Origin of the sequence: Sutterella sp. (assembly GCF_030539355.1) — a bacterium.
In the GTDB taxonomy this organism is placed as follows: domain Bacteria; phylum Pseudomonadota; class Gammaproteobacteria; order Burkholderiales; family Burkholderiaceae_F; genus Sutterella.
Genome location: NZ_JAUNSF010000006.1, coordinates 996 through 16,659, shown reverse-complemented (window position 1 = coordinate 16,659; position 15,664 = coordinate 996). Strand labels below are relative to the sequence as shown.

At 67.0% G+C, this 15,664-nt stretch carries 14 protein-coding genes; 6 read left to right on the top strand and 8 right to left on the bottom strand.

Annotation, left to right across the window (positions count from 1 at the left end):
* The first annotated feature begins 69 nt into the window (after positions 1–69).
* Positions 70–1,818: a proline--tRNA ligase gene (locus tag Q4F91_RS02270; RefSeq protein WP_303334156.1), complete on the top strand. Its 1,749-nt coding sequence runs from the start codon at positions 70–72 to the stop codon at positions 1,816–1,818.
* A 162-nt stretch (positions 1,819–1,980) separates the two neighbouring features.
* Here the strand turns inward: Q4F91_RS02270 and tolA are convergent, their stop codons facing one another.
* The 4 genes from tolA to ybgC form a co-directional block, all read right to left on the bottom strand.
* Positions 1,981–3,315, bottom strand: a complete 1,335-nt coding sequence (tolA, locus tag Q4F91_RS02265) for a cell envelope integrity protein TolA (RefSeq protein ID WP_303334155.1) — start codon at positions 3,313–3,315, stop codon at positions 1,981–1,983.
* A 20-nt stretch (positions 3,316–3,335) separates the two neighbouring features.
* Positions 3,336–3,767, bottom strand: a complete 432-nt coding sequence (locus Q4F91_RS02260; RefSeq protein WP_303334154.1) for an ExbD/TolR family protein — start codon at positions 3,765–3,767, stop codon at positions 3,336–3,338.
* A gap of 5 nt (positions 3,768–3,772) precedes the next feature.
* Positions 3,773–4,450, bottom strand: a complete 678-nt coding sequence (gene tolQ, locus Q4F91_RS02255; protein WP_303334153.1) for a protein TolQ — start codon at positions 4,448–4,450, stop codon at positions 3,773–3,775.
* A gap of 74 nt (positions 4,451–4,524) precedes the next feature.
* A complete protein-coding gene (gene ybgC, locus Q4F91_RS02250) occupies positions 4,525–4,953 on the bottom strand; it encodes a tol-pal system-associated acyl-CoA thioesterase (RefSeq protein ID WP_303334151.1) in 429 nt (142 codons plus the stop codon).
* Between the two features lie 152 nt (positions 4,954–5,105).
* Here ybgC and Q4F91_RS02245 point away from each other — a divergent pair, with 152 nt between their 5' ends.
* From Q4F91_RS02245 to Q4F91_RS02230, 4 genes are read left to right on the top strand one after another with little or no spacing between them, the layout of a single operon-like run.
* Positions 5,106–7,421: an ABC transporter substrate-binding protein gene (locus tag Q4F91_RS02245; RefSeq protein ID WP_303334150.1), complete on the top strand. Its 2,316-nt coding sequence runs from the start codon at positions 5,106–5,108 to the stop codon at positions 7,419–7,421.
* Positions 7,415–8,392, top strand: a complete 978-nt coding sequence (locus Q4F91_RS02240; RefSeq protein ID WP_303334149.1) for an ABC transporter permease — start codon at positions 7,415–7,417, stop codon at positions 8,390–8,392. The genes Q4F91_RS02245 and Q4F91_RS02240 overlap by 7 nt, the downstream gene beginning before the upstream one ends.
* A gap of 45 nt (positions 8,393–8,437) precedes the next feature.
* Complete coding sequence (locus tag Q4F91_RS02235; protein WP_303334148.1) at positions 8,438–9,907, top strand: ABC transporter permease; 1,470 nt, start codon at positions 8,438–8,440, stop codon at positions 9,905–9,907.
* On the top strand, positions 9,907–11,763 hold the full coding sequence (locus Q4F91_RS02230; protein WP_303334146.1) for an ABC transporter ATP-binding protein: 1,857 nt from the start codon (positions 9,907–9,909) through the stop codon (positions 11,761–11,763). The genes Q4F91_RS02235 and Q4F91_RS02230 overlap by 1 nt, the downstream gene beginning before the upstream one ends.
* Before the next feature lie 81 nt (positions 11,764–11,844).
* On the opposite strand, the gene Q4F91_RS02225 is transcribed toward Q4F91_RS02230, so the two are convergent.
* Positions 11,845–12,522, bottom strand: a complete 678-nt coding sequence (locus tag Q4F91_RS02225; RefSeq protein WP_303334145.1) for a flavodoxin — start codon at positions 12,520–12,522, stop codon at positions 11,845–11,847.
* Positions 12,523–12,828: 306 nt separating this feature from the next.
* Here Q4F91_RS02225 and Q4F91_RS02220 point away from each other — a divergent pair, with 306 nt between their 5' ends.
* Entirely contained in the window at positions 12,829–13,275 is a 447-nt protein-coding gene (locus tag Q4F91_RS02220; RefSeq protein WP_303334144.1) for a hypothetical protein, read from the top strand.
* Positions 13,276–13,330: 55 nt separating this feature from the next.
* On the opposite strand, the gene ruvB is transcribed toward Q4F91_RS02220, so the two are convergent.
* From ruvB to ruvC, 3 genes are read right to left on the bottom strand one after another with little or no spacing between them, the layout of a single operon-like run.
* Positions 13,331–14,377, bottom strand: a complete 1,047-nt coding sequence (ruvB, locus tag Q4F91_RS02215; RefSeq protein ID WP_303334143.1) for a Holliday junction branch migration DNA helicase RuvB — start codon at positions 14,375–14,377, stop codon at positions 13,331–13,333.
* A gap of 37 nt (positions 14,378–14,414) precedes the next feature.
* Positions 14,415–14,993, bottom strand: coding sequence for a Holliday junction branch migration protein RuvA (gene ruvA, locus Q4F91_RS02210; protein ID WP_303334141.1), 579 nt, complete (start codon positions 14,991–14,993; stop codon positions 14,415–14,417).
* Positions 14,990–15,583 (bottom strand): crossover junction endodeoxyribonuclease RuvC, encoded by a 594-nt coding sequence (ruvC, locus tag Q4F91_RS02205; protein ID WP_303334140.1) that lies wholly within the window; start codon positions 15,581–15,583, stop codon positions 14,990–14,992. Before ruvC ends, ruvA begins: the two co-directional genes overlap by 4 nt.
* Between the last annotated feature and the right edge of the window lie 81 nt (positions 15,584–15,664).

Below are 15,664 nucleotides of genomic sequence, written 5' to 3'. Positions count from 1 at the left end.
GTTTCACTGCAATGACGGTCCTGCGGACTCTTCTTCAGAGAGACCCGCGGGAGCTCAAGTTCCATTCCTATGCGAGCCCGTTCCTTTTTCATTTCGACTCTCAAAGAGGCCCCCGCTGACGCTGACGTCATCAGCCAGCAGTACATGATCCGCTCCGGCATGATCAAGAAGCTTGCCGCGGGCGTCTACACCTACATGCCGCTCGGCCTGCGCGTCATCCGCAAGATCGAGCGCATCATCCGCGAGGAGATGAACCGCGCCGGCGCGATCGAGCTTCTCATGCCGATGGTGCAGCCTGCCGAGCTCTGGCAGGAGACCGGCCGCTGGGAGAAGTACGGCCCCGAGCTCCTTCGCATCAAGGACCGTCACATGCGTGACTTCGTGATCCAGCCGACCTCCGAGGAGGTGATCACCGACGTCGCCCGTCAGGAGATCAAGAGCTGGCGCCAGATGCCGGTGAACTTCTATCACATCCAGACGAAGTTCCGCGATGAGCGCCGTCCCCGCTTCGGCGTGATGCGCGGCCGCGAGTTCACGATGAAGGACGCCTACTCGTTCGACCGTGACGAGGAAGCGGCCGGCAAGTCCTACGACAAGATGTACGCCGCCTACCAGCGCATCTTCAGCCGCATCGGCCTCGTCTTCCGCGCCGTGCGCGCCGACACGGGCTCGATCGGCGGCTCGCGCTCGCACGAGTTCCAGGTGATCGCCAACGCCGGCGAGGACGTGATCGCGTACTGCCCGGACTCGGACTACGCCGCCAACATCGAGCTCGCCGACGCGGGCTCCGTGCTCCCCGGCCGCGCCGCCCCGGCGCAGACGATGGAGAAGCGCGCCACTCCGGGCAAGGAGAAGTGCGAGCTCGTCACCGAGTACCTCGGCATCCCGTTCCTCTCCTCGATCAAGAGCGTCGTGCTCGCCGCCGACCGCGTGGACGAGAAGGGCGAGCCGCTCCCGGCGAAGATCGTCCTTGTGCTGCTGCGTGCCGATCATGACCTGAACGAAGTGAAGGCCGGCCATATTCCTGAGCTCAAGGAAGGCTTCCGCTTCGCCACCGACGCCGAGATCCTCGCCGCCTTCGGCTCGAAGCCGGGCTACCTCGGCCCCATCGGCCTCTCCGAGGACGTCGCCGTCTACGCCGACAAGACCGCCGCCGACATGAGCGACTTCTGCTGCGGCGCCAACGAGGAGGGCTACCACTACACGGGCGTCAACTTCGGCCGTGACCTCCCCGAGCCCAAGGTGATGGACCTGCGCAATGTCGTCGAGGGCGATGCCTCGCCGGACGGCAAGGGCACGCTGCGCCTGCAGCGCGGCATCGAGGTGGGCCACGTCTTCTTCCTCGGCACGCGCTATTCCGCTCCGATGCAGTGCAACTTCCTCGACGAGAACGGCCAGCCGAAGCCCGCCCAGATGGGCTGCTACGGCATCGGCGTCACCCGCGTCGCGGGCGCCGCGATCGAGCAGCGCCATGACGACAAGGGCATCATGTGGCCCGATTCGATCGCTCCGTTCGAAGTCGTCATCTGCCCGATGAACTACTCGAAGAGCGAGGCCGTGCGCGCCGCCGCCGACAAGCTCTACGAGGACCTCCTCGCGCGCGGCGTGGACGTCATCCTCGACGACCGCGACATGCGCCCGGGCGTGATGTTCGCCGAGTGGGAGCTCATCGGTGTGCCGCACCGCGTCGTCATCGGCGACCGCGGCCTCAAGTCCGGCGAACTCGAGTACGCCGACCGCGAGAACCTCGCCGAGAAGACGATGGTGAAGGCCGAGGAGGCCGCCGACTTCGTCGCCTCGCGCATCAAGCGCAATTGATTTGAACCCTGACAGTGCCCCGGCGGGGCACTGAGCAAGTTCTTTGAACGGGTCTGTCCTCCGGGGCGGGCCCGTTTCCGTCTGGGGCGGCCGCAAAAGGAAGGCCCGGCATCCATGAAGCTGAATGCCGGGCCTGAAGTCAGAAGTGAACGCTGACGAGCATCAATGCTGCTTGTCCTCTACCGCGTCGAACGAGAGCGTGATCTCGCGCGGGATCAGCTCGCCGCCGCGCGGGCGCGGAAAGTTGCAGAGACGGATGCCGCGCTCGACCGCACGGTCGTAGCCGGGCATGCGCGAGCCCTTGAGCTTCTGCGGCTCGCCCTGCTTCTCGCCCGTGGGGAGGAGCCTGAGGCGGTATTCCGCGGTGATCTCGCCGCGCTTCGTCGTGGCGGGCACGTCGAAGACGATGTTCTGACGGATGCAGGCGCGCACCTGGCTCGTCCACGTCGCCAGAGCCGTGCCGGTGAGGCGCCGGACGTTCCTCTGGTCGCCGGTGGTGAGACCGGACCGGGCGGCGTCGGGATCGGCCTTGGCGGCGAGGCGAGCGAGCTCCTGCTGACGGAAGCGCTGCGCGATGCGGCGGCGCTCGGCCTCCTCGCGGGCCTTGCGCTCGGCGGCGGCCTTCTCCTCGGCGACACGCTTTTCCTCGGCGATGCGCTTCTCTTCAGCGAGACGCTTCTCCTCGGCAACGCGTTCCTCCTCGGCCTTTCTGAGTTCCTCGGCGATCCGCTTCGCCTCGGCCTCGGCGGCGGCCTTCTCCTCAGCGATGCGCTTCTCCTCGGCAATGCGCTTTTCCTCGGCGATCCGGGCTTCCTCGGCACGGCGGGCCTCCTCGGCCTTGCGCTCCTCCTCGGCCCTGCGGGCGGCCTCGGCGAGGCGTTCCTGGGCGAGGCGCTCCTCCTCGAGACGGCGCTGCTCCTCCTCGGCGCGGCGGCGCTCGGCCTGGATGGCCTCCTCGCGCATGCGCTCGATCTCCTCGGCGCGGGCGCGCTCAAGGGCGAGGCGTTCGGCCTCGGCACGGCGGGCCTCCATCTCCTGGCGGGCCTCCTCGGCGATCCGCTCGTCCTCGAGGCGCTGAGCTTCCGCCGCCTGCTCGGCCGCGGCAAGCTCCTCGGGCGTGGGGCCCTCGGGCTCGGGCGGCGGCGCGGGCTCGGGTTCAGGCTCAGGCTGCGGCTCGGGTTCGGGCTTGGGCTCCGGTTCGGGGGCGGGCTCAGGCTCGGCGGGCTTTTCCTCCTCGACCTGTTCCTCGTCCTTTCCCTGTTCCACCTCGGGCTGCTTCTCGGCGACGCCCTGGAGGTCGTCGCCCGCGGAAACATCCTCGGGTGCCCAGAGCTCGGCGTACACCGTCTCGGAGGTCGTGTTCCACTGGATGCCGTAGACGAGACCGACTGCGAGCAGTGCATGGGCGAAAACGGAGAGCACGGCCGCCGGAAGGGTGTCCCTGCGGTCGTCGCTGCGGAATCGCTGTGTGGTCTGGTCCTCGATCTGAAGTGTCATCTCGTTCGGCCCTCGGGCGGTCAGCGCGTGGCGGCCGGACGCTCGACCTTGAGCGAGAGTCCGACGCGCTCGATCTCGGCGCGCTGGAGCGCCTTCATCACGTTGATGACATCCTCGTAGCGGACGTCCTTGTCCGCGGAGATGACGACGGGGGTCTTGGTGTCATCGGCCTGCGCCTCGCGCACGGCGTTCACCAGCCCCGGCATGTCGGTCGGGATCATGAGCTTCCCCGAACGGAGCGCCATGCGCCCGTCCGGGTAGACGATGACCTCGACGATCTTCTCGGGGGCGTTCGACGCCTTGTTGACCGAGGGGAGGTTCACCACGCTCGGGTTCACGAAGGGCGCGGCGACCATCAGGATGACGACGAGCACGAGCATCACGTCGATGTAGGGGACGACGTTGATCTCGGCCATCATGCCGCGGCGGCGGCTGGAATTGCGGAGCGACATGGCGGTCAGCCGCGCGACTGGCGCTCAAGGATGTTGAGGAACTCCTCGCTGAAGCCCTCGACACGGTTGGAGAGCCGGCCCGTGCGGTTGTTGTAGTAGTTGAAGGCGGCCACCGCGGGGATGGCGGCGAAGAGGCCGATGGCGGTGGCGACGAGCGCCTCGGCGATGCCCGGGGCGACGACGGCGAGGCTCGCGTTCTCAAGGCTCGAGAGGCCCGTGAAGGCGTTCATGATGCCCCAGACCGTGCCGAAGAGGCCGATGTAGGGGGAGGTCGAGCCGATCGACGCGAGGAGCGGCAGGCCGCTCTCGAGATGGTCCATCTCGCGGGTGTAGACCGCGCGCATGGCGCGCGAGACGCGGTTGGCGAGGTCGCCGCCCGTGGCGGGCGACTGGCGCTGCTTCATGAACTCGTTCATGCCCGCGGCGAAGATGCGCTCCTCCATGCCGGCGGTGTCGCGGGAGCGGTTGGCGGTCTCAAGAAGCTTCGTGAGCTCGGTGCCGCTCCAGAAGCGCGACTCGAAGTCGTCGGTCTGGCGCGTGGCGCGCGTGATCTGGAAGAACTTGCGGAAGATGACCGTCCAGCTCGCGAGCGAGAGCAGGACGAGGATCGAAAGCACGACCTTCACGACGATGCTCGCGTTGGAGATCAGCGTGATGATCGAAAGATCTGCGGTGGCGTTCATGACGAGAAAAGACGAAATAAACGAAAGGACTGGATTGTTCGGAAAAAGGGAATCTTCAGGCGGGAAGCTGAAAATCAGCTCTCCGACTCGGCGGCCGCGGCGTCGAGGAGCGCGCGGATGCGCTCGTAGAGCTCGTCGGGCATGGCGGCCGGGGACATCGTGCTTCTGCTCACGCAGCCGACGCGGACCTCACCCTCGGTGATGAGTTCGTCGCCGCGCATGACGTTCTGCTCGAAGACGATCGAGGCACGGCGCAGGGCCGTCACGCGGGTGACGACGGTGAGCCGGTCATCGAGCTTCGCGGCGCGCCGGTAGCGGATCGTGACGCTCGCGGCGACGAAGAGGTATCCGTTCGGATCCGTGAGCGCCGCGGCCTGCGAGACGTTGAGCTTTCGCATCAGGTCGGAGCGGGCCCGCTCCATGTACTTGAGGTAGTTGCTGTGATAGACGATGCCGCCGGCATCGGTGTCCTCCCAGTAGACCTCAACCGGGAAACGGGCCACGAATTCTGACATGTGCAATGAGTAAAGACGAAGTTCCTGAGAGATCGGCCCTGCCGGGCCGAAAGCATCCCGTAGTATAGGGGGTTGCCGCCATAGGGAGACCTCGGAGACCCCGTCGGCAAAGTTTTGCAAAAAGGAAAAGAAGAGATCAAATGCCGGAATCGAATTCCACGCGGGCGCGCGGAGCGCTCGCGCGTCTCGCGGAGCTTTCGCTCCCGAAGGCGGCGCTCATTTTCGCCGCGGTGTCGGCCGCGGTCGCGCTCGGTGCCTCGGCGCTCCTTCCCGATGCGCCGACGAGCCCGAGGCCGCTCGCCGAGTACGCGACGAAGACCCTCTACACGGCCTTCAGCGGCCGGAGCCCCCGCACGCTCGACCCGCAGCTCTCGTACTCGATGGACGAGTCTCCCTACACCTATGCGATCTGCGAGCCACTCTACCAGTACGCGTACCTCAAGCGCCCCTACGTGCTCGAGCCGCGCACGGCGACCGATCTCCCCCGCCCCGAGTACTACGACAAGGCAGGGAACCGCCTCCCTGACGACGCGGCAGCCGAATCGATCGCCGAGTCGCGCTATGTGATTCACATCCGTCCCGGCATTCAGTACGCCCCGCACCCCGCGTTCGCGAAGGACGGAGAGGGAAAATTCCTTTACCACCATCTTTCGGCCGAGGAGGCCGCGCGCGTGCGCAGCCCCTTCGATCTGCCTGAGACCGGCACGCGCGATCTCACCGCGCGCGACTACGCCTGGGGCATCCGCCGCATCGCGAGCCCGCGCATCGTGAGCCCGATCTTCAGCTCGATGGCCTCGCGCATCGTGGGCTTCACGGAATACAGGAAGGCCATCTCCGAGCGCTGGAAGGCGATGCAGGCCGAAGGGGCGGGCCAGGCCGCGTTCCTCGACCTCATGAGCGAGCCCTGCGCGGGCGTGAACGCCATCGATGACCACACGCTTGAGATCCGCGTCTTCGGCAAGGATCCGCAGTTCCCGTACTGGCTCGCGATGACCTTCTTCGCGCCGGTGCCGCCCGAGGCGGACGCCTTCTACACGCAGCCGGGGCTGAGAGCGAACAACGTGTCGCTCGACACCTGGCCCGTCGGCACGGGTGCCTTCCGCATGGCGGAGTTCCGGGAGAACCGCCGGCACGTGCTCGAGAAGAACCCCCTCTACCGCCACGGCTTCTATCCCTGCGAAGGAGAGAAGGGCGACCGCGAGGCGGGGCTCCTCGAGGACTGCGGCAAGCCCCTGCCCCTCGTCGACCGCATCGTCTTCGAGGCCGAGAAGGAGTCGATGCCGCTGCAGACCAAGTTCCTCGCGGGCTACTACGACAGCCCCTTCCTCGAGCGCGTGGACTCGGGGCTCGGTTTCCTCGTCGCCATGGAGGACGATCCGGAGAAGGCGAGCCTCTACACCGAGCGGGAGCTGAAGTTCCCGAAGACCGTGCAGACCTCGCTCTGGTACATGGGCTTCAACTGGCTCGACCCGGTGGTGGGCGCGGGCAAGACGCCCGAGGAGGCGGAACGTAACAGACTTCTCCGTCAGGCGATCGCGATCGCGCTCGACTGGGAGGAGAACATCGCGATCTTCCAGAAGAACCAGGGAATGCCCGCGCACGGGCCGATTCCGCCCGGGCTCTTCGGCTGGCGCGATGACGGCCCCTCGGCCTTCAATCCGGTCGTGTACGAAAAGGACGCGGAGGGCCGCGCCCAGAGGCGCTCGATCGAGGAGGCAAAGAAACTGCTCGCCGAGGCCGGCTACCCCGACGGCCGGGACGCGAAGACGGGCGTGCCGCTCGTGCTCTACTTCGACTACCAGAATGCCGCGCAGGGCGGCAGCGCCTACCTCGAGTGGTTCCAGCGCCAGTTCAGGAAGCTCGGCATCCAGCTCGAGATCCGTGCGACCGACTACAACCGCTTCCAGGAGAAGATGATGAAGGGCGCCGCCCAGATCTTCCTCTGGGGGTGGGTCGCGGACTATCCCGACGCGGAGAACTTCCTCTTCCTCTTCTACGGTCCCGGCGGCAAGGTGCGCCACCAGGGCGAGAACGCCGCGAACTACGAGAACGCGGAATATGACGCCGCCTTCCGGCGGATGCGGCTTCTTGAGGACGGCCCCGAGAAGGCCGCGCTCATCGACCGCATGATCGAGATCATGCAGCAGGACGGGCCGATTCTCTTCGGCTACTTCCCGCCGGGGGCGGCCGCGTTCCAGTCCTGGGTGGGAAACGCGAAGCCCTCGGGCATGGTGCATAACCTCCTGCAGTACTACAAGGTCGACGCGGAGAAGCGCGTCGCCAAGATCGCCGAGTGGAACCACCCCGTCGTGTGGCCGCTCGCGGTCTTCATCTTCGCGCTCCTGATGCTCGTGCGCGGGGCGGCGGGACTTGTCGCGCGGCGCGAGGCTGCGAGGCTGCGGCCTGTCCCGGGCGGAACCGCTTCGACTGACCGGAAGGAGGCAAAGAAATGCTGAGCTATCTCCTGCGACGCGTCGCCTACGGCGTGCTGATTCTGCTCGGAGTCAATCTCCTCACCTTCGTGCTCTTCTTCGCCGTCAACACGCCCGACGACATGGCGCGATTGAACCTCGGCGGCCGCCGCGTGACGGCCGAGGCGATCGAGGCCTGGAAGGCCTCGCGCGGGCTCGACAAGCCCCTCTTCATCAATGCGCAGGCCACCGGCGTCGGGAAGGTGACCGAGACGGTCTTCTTCACGAAGAGCGTCCCGCTCCTCTTCCTTGACTTCGGCCGGAGCGACTCGGGCCGCGACATCGGCTACGAGATAAAGACCCGCATGTGGCCCTCGCTCGCGCTCGCGGTGCCGACGTTCCTCCTCGGCCTCATCGTGATGGTGTCGTGGTCGCTCTTCGTCGTCTTTTTCCGACGGACGAAGGTGGAGGCCGCGGCGATCGGGTTCTCGGTCGTGCTGATGTCGATCTCGGGGCTCTTCTACATCATCGTCGGGCAGTGGCTCTTCTCGAAGGTGATGCAGCTCGCTCCCGTCTCGGGATGGACGGACGGACCGGGGATGGTCACCTTCCTCATCGTGCCCGTCGTGATCGCGGTCTTCTCGCGCATGGGAAGCGACACGCTGCTCTACCGCGCGATGTTCTTGGAAGAGATGAGCCGCGACTACGTGAGGACGGCCCGCTCGAAGGGCTTGACCGAGGGCGAGGTGCTGCGCCGCCATGTGCTCCGGAACGCCGCGCTCCCCATCATCACGTCGTCGGTCGCCGTGATCCCGATGCTCTTCATGGGGAGCCTCATCATGGAGAACTTCTTCGGCATCCCCGGGCTCGGCAGCTACACGCTCGATGCGCTCGGCGCCCAGGACTTCTCGATCGTGCGCACGATGGTGTTCCTCGGAACCCTTGCCTACATCATCGGCCTCATTCTCACGGACGTGGTCTATGCGTGGGTGGATCCGCGCATCCGCCTCTCGTGACCCTGTGATCCCCGACACTGAATCAAGAACAAGAAGATAGAGACCATGCTTCCCGTCATCCTGCCAACGGACATCGTCGCCTGGGGCCTCGTCGTGCTCATTGCCCTCGCGATCCGGCACGTGCGGCGTTCCGAGGAACTCTCGCGCCGCTGGCGGCGCGTTTTTGACCGGCCCGCGGCCGCCGCCTCGGCCGCGGTGCTCGCGGTCTTCCTCGTGACCGCCCTCATGGACAGCGTGCACTGGCGCGAGGAGCTCCCGCCCGCGCCCGGAGCGGCCGCCGACGCCCCCGCGGCCTACTCGCCCGAGGTGACCTCGCTCCTCGACGTCGTGGTCCTCAAGGGCCTCAATGCCGCCGGGGACGAGCGGAGCTACTCGAGACCCTTTGCGCTCAGAGAATTCGACCGCACGACGGTGCTCGTGGACGGCAAGCCCGTGCGCGACTACCAGCCGCTCAAACACGCCGGGAAACTGCCGCCCTGGCGGAGCCGCGCGGTCGAGCTCGCCCGCCTCTCGCTCCTCGCCGCCATCGCCGGGGGCGTGCCGGCCGTCTTCGGCTGGATCGGTCTCGGCGCCTTGGTTGCGCGCCGCCGGCGCGTGAGCCTCCCCGAGGGTTTGAAGGCCCTCGCCAACCGTGACGGCAGTTTCCCCTGGCGGCCCGCCGTGATGACGCTCACGGTGTTCTGGCTGCTCGGCGTCTGGCTTGCCCTCGTCTGGCCCAACTGGCACGTGCTCGGCACGGACGCCGTGGGGAACGACGTCCTCTACGAGGCCGTGAAGAGCATCCGCACGGGCATCGTGATCGGCACGCTCGCGACGCTCGCGACACTGCCGTTCGCGCTCACGCTCGGCATCGCCGCCGGCTATTTCAGGCACCGCGTCGACGACGTGATCCAGTACATCTACACCACGATCTCCTCGATCCCGAGCGTGCTCCTGATCGCCGCCTCGGTGCTGATGATCCAGGTGTTCCTCGACAAGAACCCGCAGTGGTACCAGACGAGCCTCGAGCGCGCGGACCTGAGGCTCATGCTCCTCGCGGTCATCATCGGCATGACGGGGTGGGCCACCTTGGCGAGGCTGCTGCGCGCCGAGACGATGAAACTCTCGACCCTCGACTTCGTGACGGCAGTGCGGGCGCTCGGCGTGAAGCCCTTCACGATCATGCGCCGGCACATCCTGCCCAACGTCATGCACATCGTCCTCATCGTGACCGTGCTCGACTTCTCCGGGATCGTGCTCTACGAGGCCGTGCTCTCCTACGTGGGCGTCGGCGTCGATCCGACGATGCACTCCTTCGGCACGATGATCAACGCGGCGAGAAGCGAGCTCTCGCACTCGCCGATGATCTGGTGGAACCTCGCGGCGAGCTTCGCGTTCCTCCTCGCGCTCGTGCTCTCCGCGAACCTCTTCGCCTCGGCCGTGCGCGACGCCTTCGATCCGAGGGCGGCGAGAAGCGCTCCGAAATCTGAGAAAGCCGTGAAGGATGATGACGACGGGAAGAAGGAGGAAAAGTGATGCAGACGAATTCCGACCTTCTTCTTCAGGTCCGCGACCTCACGATCGAGCTCCCGCTCGAAGGGGGCGCGGTGCGCCCCGTGCGCAACGTCTCCTTTGAACTCAGACGCGGCGAGGCGCTCGCGCTCGTCGGCGAGTCGGGGTGCGGGAAGAGCATGTGCGCGCTCGCGCTCACGCGCCTTCTCCCCGAGGGCGCGCGTGCGCCGTCGGGCGAGGTGTGGCTTGAGGGCCGTGAGCTCCTCTCGCTTACCGAGGCCGAGATGCGCGGGGTGAGGGGCGCGGGCATCGCGCTCATCTTCCAGGAGCCCGCGACGAGCTTCAATCCGGTCGCGACCGTGGGCGCGCAGATCGTCGAGATGATCCGTGCGCACCGGGATCTCGACCGCGCGGGCGCGAAGGCAAAGGCGCTCGAGTGGCTCGGCCTCGTGGGCGTGCCGGATCCGGAGCGCTGCTACTCGGCCTATCCGCATGAATTGTCGGGAGGCCTCAAGCAGCGCGCCATGATCGCGATGGCGCTCTCGGCGGAGCCGGCGGTGGTGATCGCTGACGAGCCCACGACGGCGCTCGACGTGACCGTGCAGGCTCAGGTGCTCGAGCTTCTCGGGCGCCTGAAGCGCGAGCGGGGACTCACTCTGCTCCTCATCACGCATGACCTGGCGCTGCTGCCCGGCATCGCGGACCGCGTCGCGCTCATGTACGCGGGCGGGATCGTCGAGACCGCCCCCACGGCCGACTTCTTCCGAGCCCCCGCGCATCCCTATGCCCAGGCGCTCCTCGCGGCGCTCCCGAAAGGGAACGCGGGTGAGCGCGCACTCCGCCCGATCGAGGGATCGGTGCCGTCGCTCCTTGGGCGAATCGAGGGCTGCCCCTTCGCGCCGCGCTGTGCATTGGCCAGGCAGAAGTGCCGCCGGAACGCCCCGGCCGCGACAGCGCGCCCGGACGGAAAGGGCGAGGTGAGGTGCTTCCTCGCGTGCGAGAGGAACACCGCTCCGGTGCAGCCGGCGGCCCCGGAGACTTCGGCCGTCAATGACGCTGTCGCCGGAGAGCCGGTGCTCACGCTCAAAAACATCACGGTGAAGACCGCTCCGAAGGGCTTCATCGGCTCGGTGAAGGCGGCGCTCGGGCACCACGAGGGCCGGGTGATTCTTCCCGATCTCTCGCTCACGCTCCTGAAGGGCGAGACGCTCGCCTTGGTCGGTGAATCCGGGAGCGGCAAGACGACCGCAGCGCTCGCGGCGCTCGGACTCCTCTCGGACGGCCTGCTCGCCACCGGTGAGGTGACGCTGGGCACTCAGACGATGGCCGTGAGCGCGCCGCGGCCGATGGAATTCCGCCGCAGGATCCAGGTGGTCTTCCAGGACCCGTTCTCCTCGCTCGACCCCCGCATGACCGTGGGCGAGATCATTGGCGAGGCGCTCGCCGCGCTCCGTCCCGAACTCGACAGGGAGGCGAGAAAGGCGCGCGTCGATGCGCTTCTGGCTGAGACGGGGCTTCCGGAGGGAAGCGCCGCGAGGTTGCCGCACGAGTTCTCGGGCGGACAGCGCCAGAGAATCGCGATCGCGCGTGCGCTCGCGGCGGAGCCCGAGGTGGTGCTGCTTGACGAGCCGACCTCGGCGCTCGACGTCTCCGTGCAGGCGCAGATCCTGAATCTGTTGCTGAAGTTGAAGCGCGAGCGAGGACTCAGCTTCCTCCTCATCACCCACAACTTCGGCGTCGTCGAGTACTTCTCGGACCGCATCGCCGTGATGCAGGGCGGCAGGATTGTCGAGGAGGGCACGCGTGAGGAAGTGCTCACCCGCGCGAAGCACCCCTACACGCAGAGGCTTCTCGCGAGCGTGCCGCGGCTCGCGGACTGAAAGCTGAAGTAGTTTTAAAACGAATCAGGCCTCCGTCATCCCCTGGGATCGGAGGCCTGATGCCTGGTGCCTGCTGGGAAATCAGAAGCCGAGGCGGTCGAGCCATTCCTTCACGCGCTCCGGAGCCGTCTCCATGCGGGTGCGCGAGATCGTGAGGCCGTCGCGGTTCACCTTTGCCTTCGGGGCGAGTTCGGCGAGCGTCTCGATCGTGCCGGCGAAGCCGCTGCCGCCGTGGGTGCTGAAGGGGATCACGCGCTTGCCCGAGAGGTCGACACTTTCCAAGAACGTGTAGACCGGCATCGGATAGTCGGCCCACCAGATCGGGGACCCGAAGAAGACCGTGTCGTACTTGGAGAGGTCGGGGAGCGACTTCAGCGCGGGGCGGAGGTTGGCGCGCTGCTCCTCGGCGGCCTGGTCCACGAGCGTCCTGTGATTGAGCGGATAGGGTTTCGCGGGCTCGATACGGAAGATGTCCGCCTTCGTGCGCTCGGCGATGAGCTGGGCGACGTACTGCGTGTTGCCGAGCACCTTGCCGTCGACGACGACGCAGGAGTTGTCCTCGTCACCCGTCATGGGGCCGACTTTGTCCGTTTCGGGCATGGTGAAGTAGACGACGAGGATGCGGCCGGCCGCGGAGGGAGCGGAAAAGGCCGGGCGGGCCGAGAGACCGAGCGCACCCGCGGCGGCAAGAAGGAGGGCCGAGCGGCGCTGCATCGGCGAATTCAGGATGATCGACGAGAAGGCAGTGATGCGGGTCATGGCGGTGTCCTCAGAGCGGTTGCGGAAGGCCAGGGGCCTTCCTCTTTGAGGAAAAGTCTCGCATCCGGGGCGTTTTCGCTATTGACGCTGTCGTCCGCCGCTTTGCCTGAAACTGCCGAAGTTCACCCGCCGGTGAAAGAAATGTTTCGAATTTGTGAGCCGAGTGACAGGCTGTTCGGAAAAGACCGTCAGTGTTCCGCCGGACAGGAAATTAAGGGCTGTGTCAACTTCGTTTGCTAGGGTGAAAGCAGAAAGGCTGCTCCGGGTTGAAGTGCCGGAGCAAGGGGTTTACACATGTTCTTTCTGATGGCTTTCAAGCTCAACCGGGAGACCGGTCTGCAGATCAAGGCGCTCTCCGACATGGAGAAGCGTTTCATGCTCAGCATCATGACGCAGAGTCGGGATCAACATCTTTCCTGGAACGAAGACGTGGTGCTGACGCCCGAGGACATGCGGCGCGTCGGCTGCACCTGGGAGACCGAGGCCGAGTTCGCCGAGGTCTGGGACGCCTTCAAGGCAGCCGGACACGCGCTCTCCGAGCATACTTTCACGCTCGAGAAGCCCTACTCGATGTTCCATTTCTGCACCAGGCCCAAGGCGGACGATGCCGCACGGACGATCACCGTCCAGCTCACTATCTATGCGATGCGGATCTCAATTTCGCTCCACCTGCGCTACTTCGAACTCGTGCGCGCGGGAAAGCCCGCCGACATGGACTCGATCCTCGCGCTTCCCGGGATTCTCGGGAAGTAAGGCACACTAGCGTGATAAGCCTCGCCCGGACCCGCGGGGTCCGGACGACGGGGCCTCATACGCCCGTGAAGAGCGAACTCGTCATGCCCGCGAGGTTCGGGGGCGTGAGCCGGAAGTGCTCCCAGGCGAGCGGCGCCGCGACGCGGCCGCGCGGCGTCCTCTGGAGGTACCCCTGCTGAATGAGGTAGGGCTCGACCACGTCCTCGAGCGTGTCGCGGTCCTCGCCGATCGCGGCGGCGAGGTTGTCGATGCCGACCGGACCGCCGTTGAACTTCTCGAGGATCGTGAGCAGGAACTTGCGGTCGATCGAGTCGAGGCCGGCGGGATCCACGTCAAGGAGTGAGAGGGCGGCGGCGGCCACCTCTCGGGTGATCTCGCCGTCGTGCTTCACCTCGGCGTAGTCGCGAACTCGGCGCAGAAGGCGGTTGGCCACGCGCGGCGTGCCGCGGGAGCGGCCGGCGATCTCGGCGGCGCCGCCGGCGTCGATCTCGACGTTCAGCAGCCGCGCCGAGCGCCGCACGATCGTGATGAGCTCGTCGGGCGTGTAGAACTGCAGCTGGTTCACGATGCCGAAGCGGGCGCGCAGCGGGTTCGTGAGCGACCCCGCGCGGGTCGTGGCGCCGATCAGCGTGAAGGGCGGGAGGTCGAGCTTGATCGAACGGGCCGCGGGGCCCTCGCCGATCATGATGTCGATCTGGAAGTCCTCAAGCGCCGGGTAGAGGATCTCCTCCACGACGGGCGAGAGGCGGTGGATCTCGTCGATGAAGAGAACGTCGTTCTTCTCGAGGTTGGTGAGGATGGCGGCGAGGTCGCCGGGGCGCTCGAGCACGGGGCCCGAGGTCTGGCGGAGGTTGACGCCCATCTCGGCGGCGACGATGTGCGCGAGCGTGGTCTTGCCCAAGCCCGGGGGCCCGAAGAGGAGCAGGTGGTCGAGGGCCTCGCCGCGGCGGCGGGCGGCCTCGATGAAGATCTGCAGCTGCTCCCTCACCGCCCGCTGACCGACATAGTCCGCGAGCCGCGTCGGCCGCAGCGCGCGGTCGATGTTCTCTTCATTCGGATTGGCGCAGGCACCTCCAATGAGGCGCGAGGAATTCTCGGACATGGTCATCGGTCAGTGATGGGTGAAAAAGGAAGGCCGGTCAGTGCGCGAGGCTCTTGAGCGCGAGCCGGATGCCGTCGGAGACGCCCGCGTCCTCGGGCACCTTCTTCGCGGCGGCCTGCGCCTCGCGGTCAGAGTAACCGAGGGCGACAAGAGCGGCGATGATGTCGGCGCGGGAACCCACGGAGGACGACCCCGCGCCCGCGGCGAAGGCCGCGCCCGTGAGCTTGCCCTTGAGTTCCAGCACAAGGCGCTCGGAGGTTTTCTTGCCGATGCCGGGCACGCGCGTGAGAAGGGCCGTCTCGCCTGACGCGACCGCGTCGGCGAGCTGGTCGGCGGTCATGCCGGAGAGCACCGCGAGCGCGATGCGCGGGCCCACGCCCGAGATGCGGATGAGCGCGCGGAAGGCGGCCTGCTCGGCGCGGGTGGCGAACCCGTAGAGCAGGTGCGCGTCCTCGCGGACGACGAGGTGCGTGAAGAGCGTCACTTCGCTCCCCACGGCGGGCAGGTTGCAGAAGGTCGACATCGGCACGTCGCATTCGTAGCCGACGCCCATGCAGTCAACAAGCACCTGCGGGGGATTCTTTTCCAGAAGCTTTCCGTGAAGGCGTCCGATCATTCGGAACCTCCTCCTTTTCGTTCAATGAGACGTGTCCAGGCGCTGCGGGCGCCCTTGCCGGCCGCGCCGCGGCGGGCGGTGGCGTAGATGCGGCTCGTGCCGCCCGACTTTTCGAGCGCTCTCAGCCTCATCTGCGAAGCCGCGCAGAGCGCGCAGGCGAGCGCGTCGGCCTCGTCGGTCTTGGGCTCGTGCGGGAGCACGAGGAGGCGCGCGACCATCGTCTGCACCATCTGCTTGTCCGCGCGGCCCGTGCCCGTGACGGCCTGCTTGATCTCGCTCGGCGTGAACTCCTCGACGGGAAGCCCCGCCAAATCCGCGGCCGTGAGCGCCGCGCCCCTCGCCTGACCGAGGAGCAGCGTGCTCTGGGGGTTGATGTTGACGAAGACGCGCTCGCAGGCAGCGTGCGTGGGCGAGTGGGACTCGATCACGCGCGCGAGTTCGCGCGCAATCACCCCGAGCCTGGCCGAGGTCTCGCCCGCGGGCACGTCGATGACGCCCGAGGCCACCCAGGTCTGCCGGGGGCCGTCGATCGCCACGACGCCCCAGCCGGTGTGGTTGAGACCGGGGTCAAGACCGAGGATGCGGACCATTCCGATCGCTTGGGATATCAGCGGGGCATGCCGGGGAAACCGCCGCCCGTGCCCACGTCCATCACCCGCGTGCCGGGTCGG

Coding starts and splice junctions, on each gene's coding strand:
- Q4F91_RS02270 (WP_303334156.1), top strand. CDS start 70: ATGCGAGCCCGTTCCTTTTTCATTTCGACTCTCAAAGAGGCCCCCGCT.
- tolA (WP_303334155.1), bottom strand. CDS start 3,315: ATGACACTTCAGATCGAGGACCAGACCACACAGCGATTCCGCAGCGAC.
- Q4F91_RS02260 (WP_303334154.1), bottom strand. CDS start 3,767: ATGTCGCTCCGCAATTCCAGCCGCCGCCGCGGCATGATGGCCGAGATC.
- tolQ (WP_303334153.1), bottom strand. CDS start 4,450: ATGAACGCCACCGCAGATCTTTCGATCATCACGCTGATCTCCAACGCG.
- Q4F91_RS02245 (WP_303334150.1), top strand. CDS start 5,106: ATGCCGGAATCGAATTCCACGCGGGCGCGCGGAGCGCTCGCGCGTCTC.
- Q4F91_RS02240 (WP_303334149.1), top strand. CDS start 7,415: ATGCTGAGCTATCTCCTGCGACGCGTCGCCTACGGCGTGCTGATTCTG.
- Q4F91_RS02235 (WP_303334148.1), top strand. CDS start 8,438: ATGCTTCCCGTCATCCTGCCAACGGACATCGTCGCCTGGGGCCTCGTC.
- Q4F91_RS02230 (WP_303334146.1), top strand. CDS start 9,907: ATGCAGACGAATTCCGACCTTCTTCTTCAGGTCCGCGACCTCACGATC.
- Q4F91_RS02225 (WP_303334145.1), bottom strand. CDS start 12,522: ATGACCCGCATCACTGCCTTCTCGTCGATCATCCTGAATTCGCCGATG.
- Q4F91_RS02220 (WP_303334144.1), top strand. CDS start 12,829: ATGGCTTTCAAGCTCAACCGGGAGACCGGTCTGCAGATCAAGGCGCTC.
- ruvB (WP_303334143.1), bottom strand. CDS start 14,377: ATGTCCGAGAATTCCTCGCGCCTCATTGGAGGTGCCTGCGCCAATCCG.
- ruvA (WP_303334141.1), bottom strand. CDS start 14,993: ATGATCGGACGCCTTCACGGAAAGCTTCTGGAAAAGAATCCCCCGCAG.
- ruvC (WP_303334140.1), bottom strand. CDS start 15,583: ATGGTCCGCATCCTCGGTCTTGACCCCGGTCTCAACCACACCGGCTGG.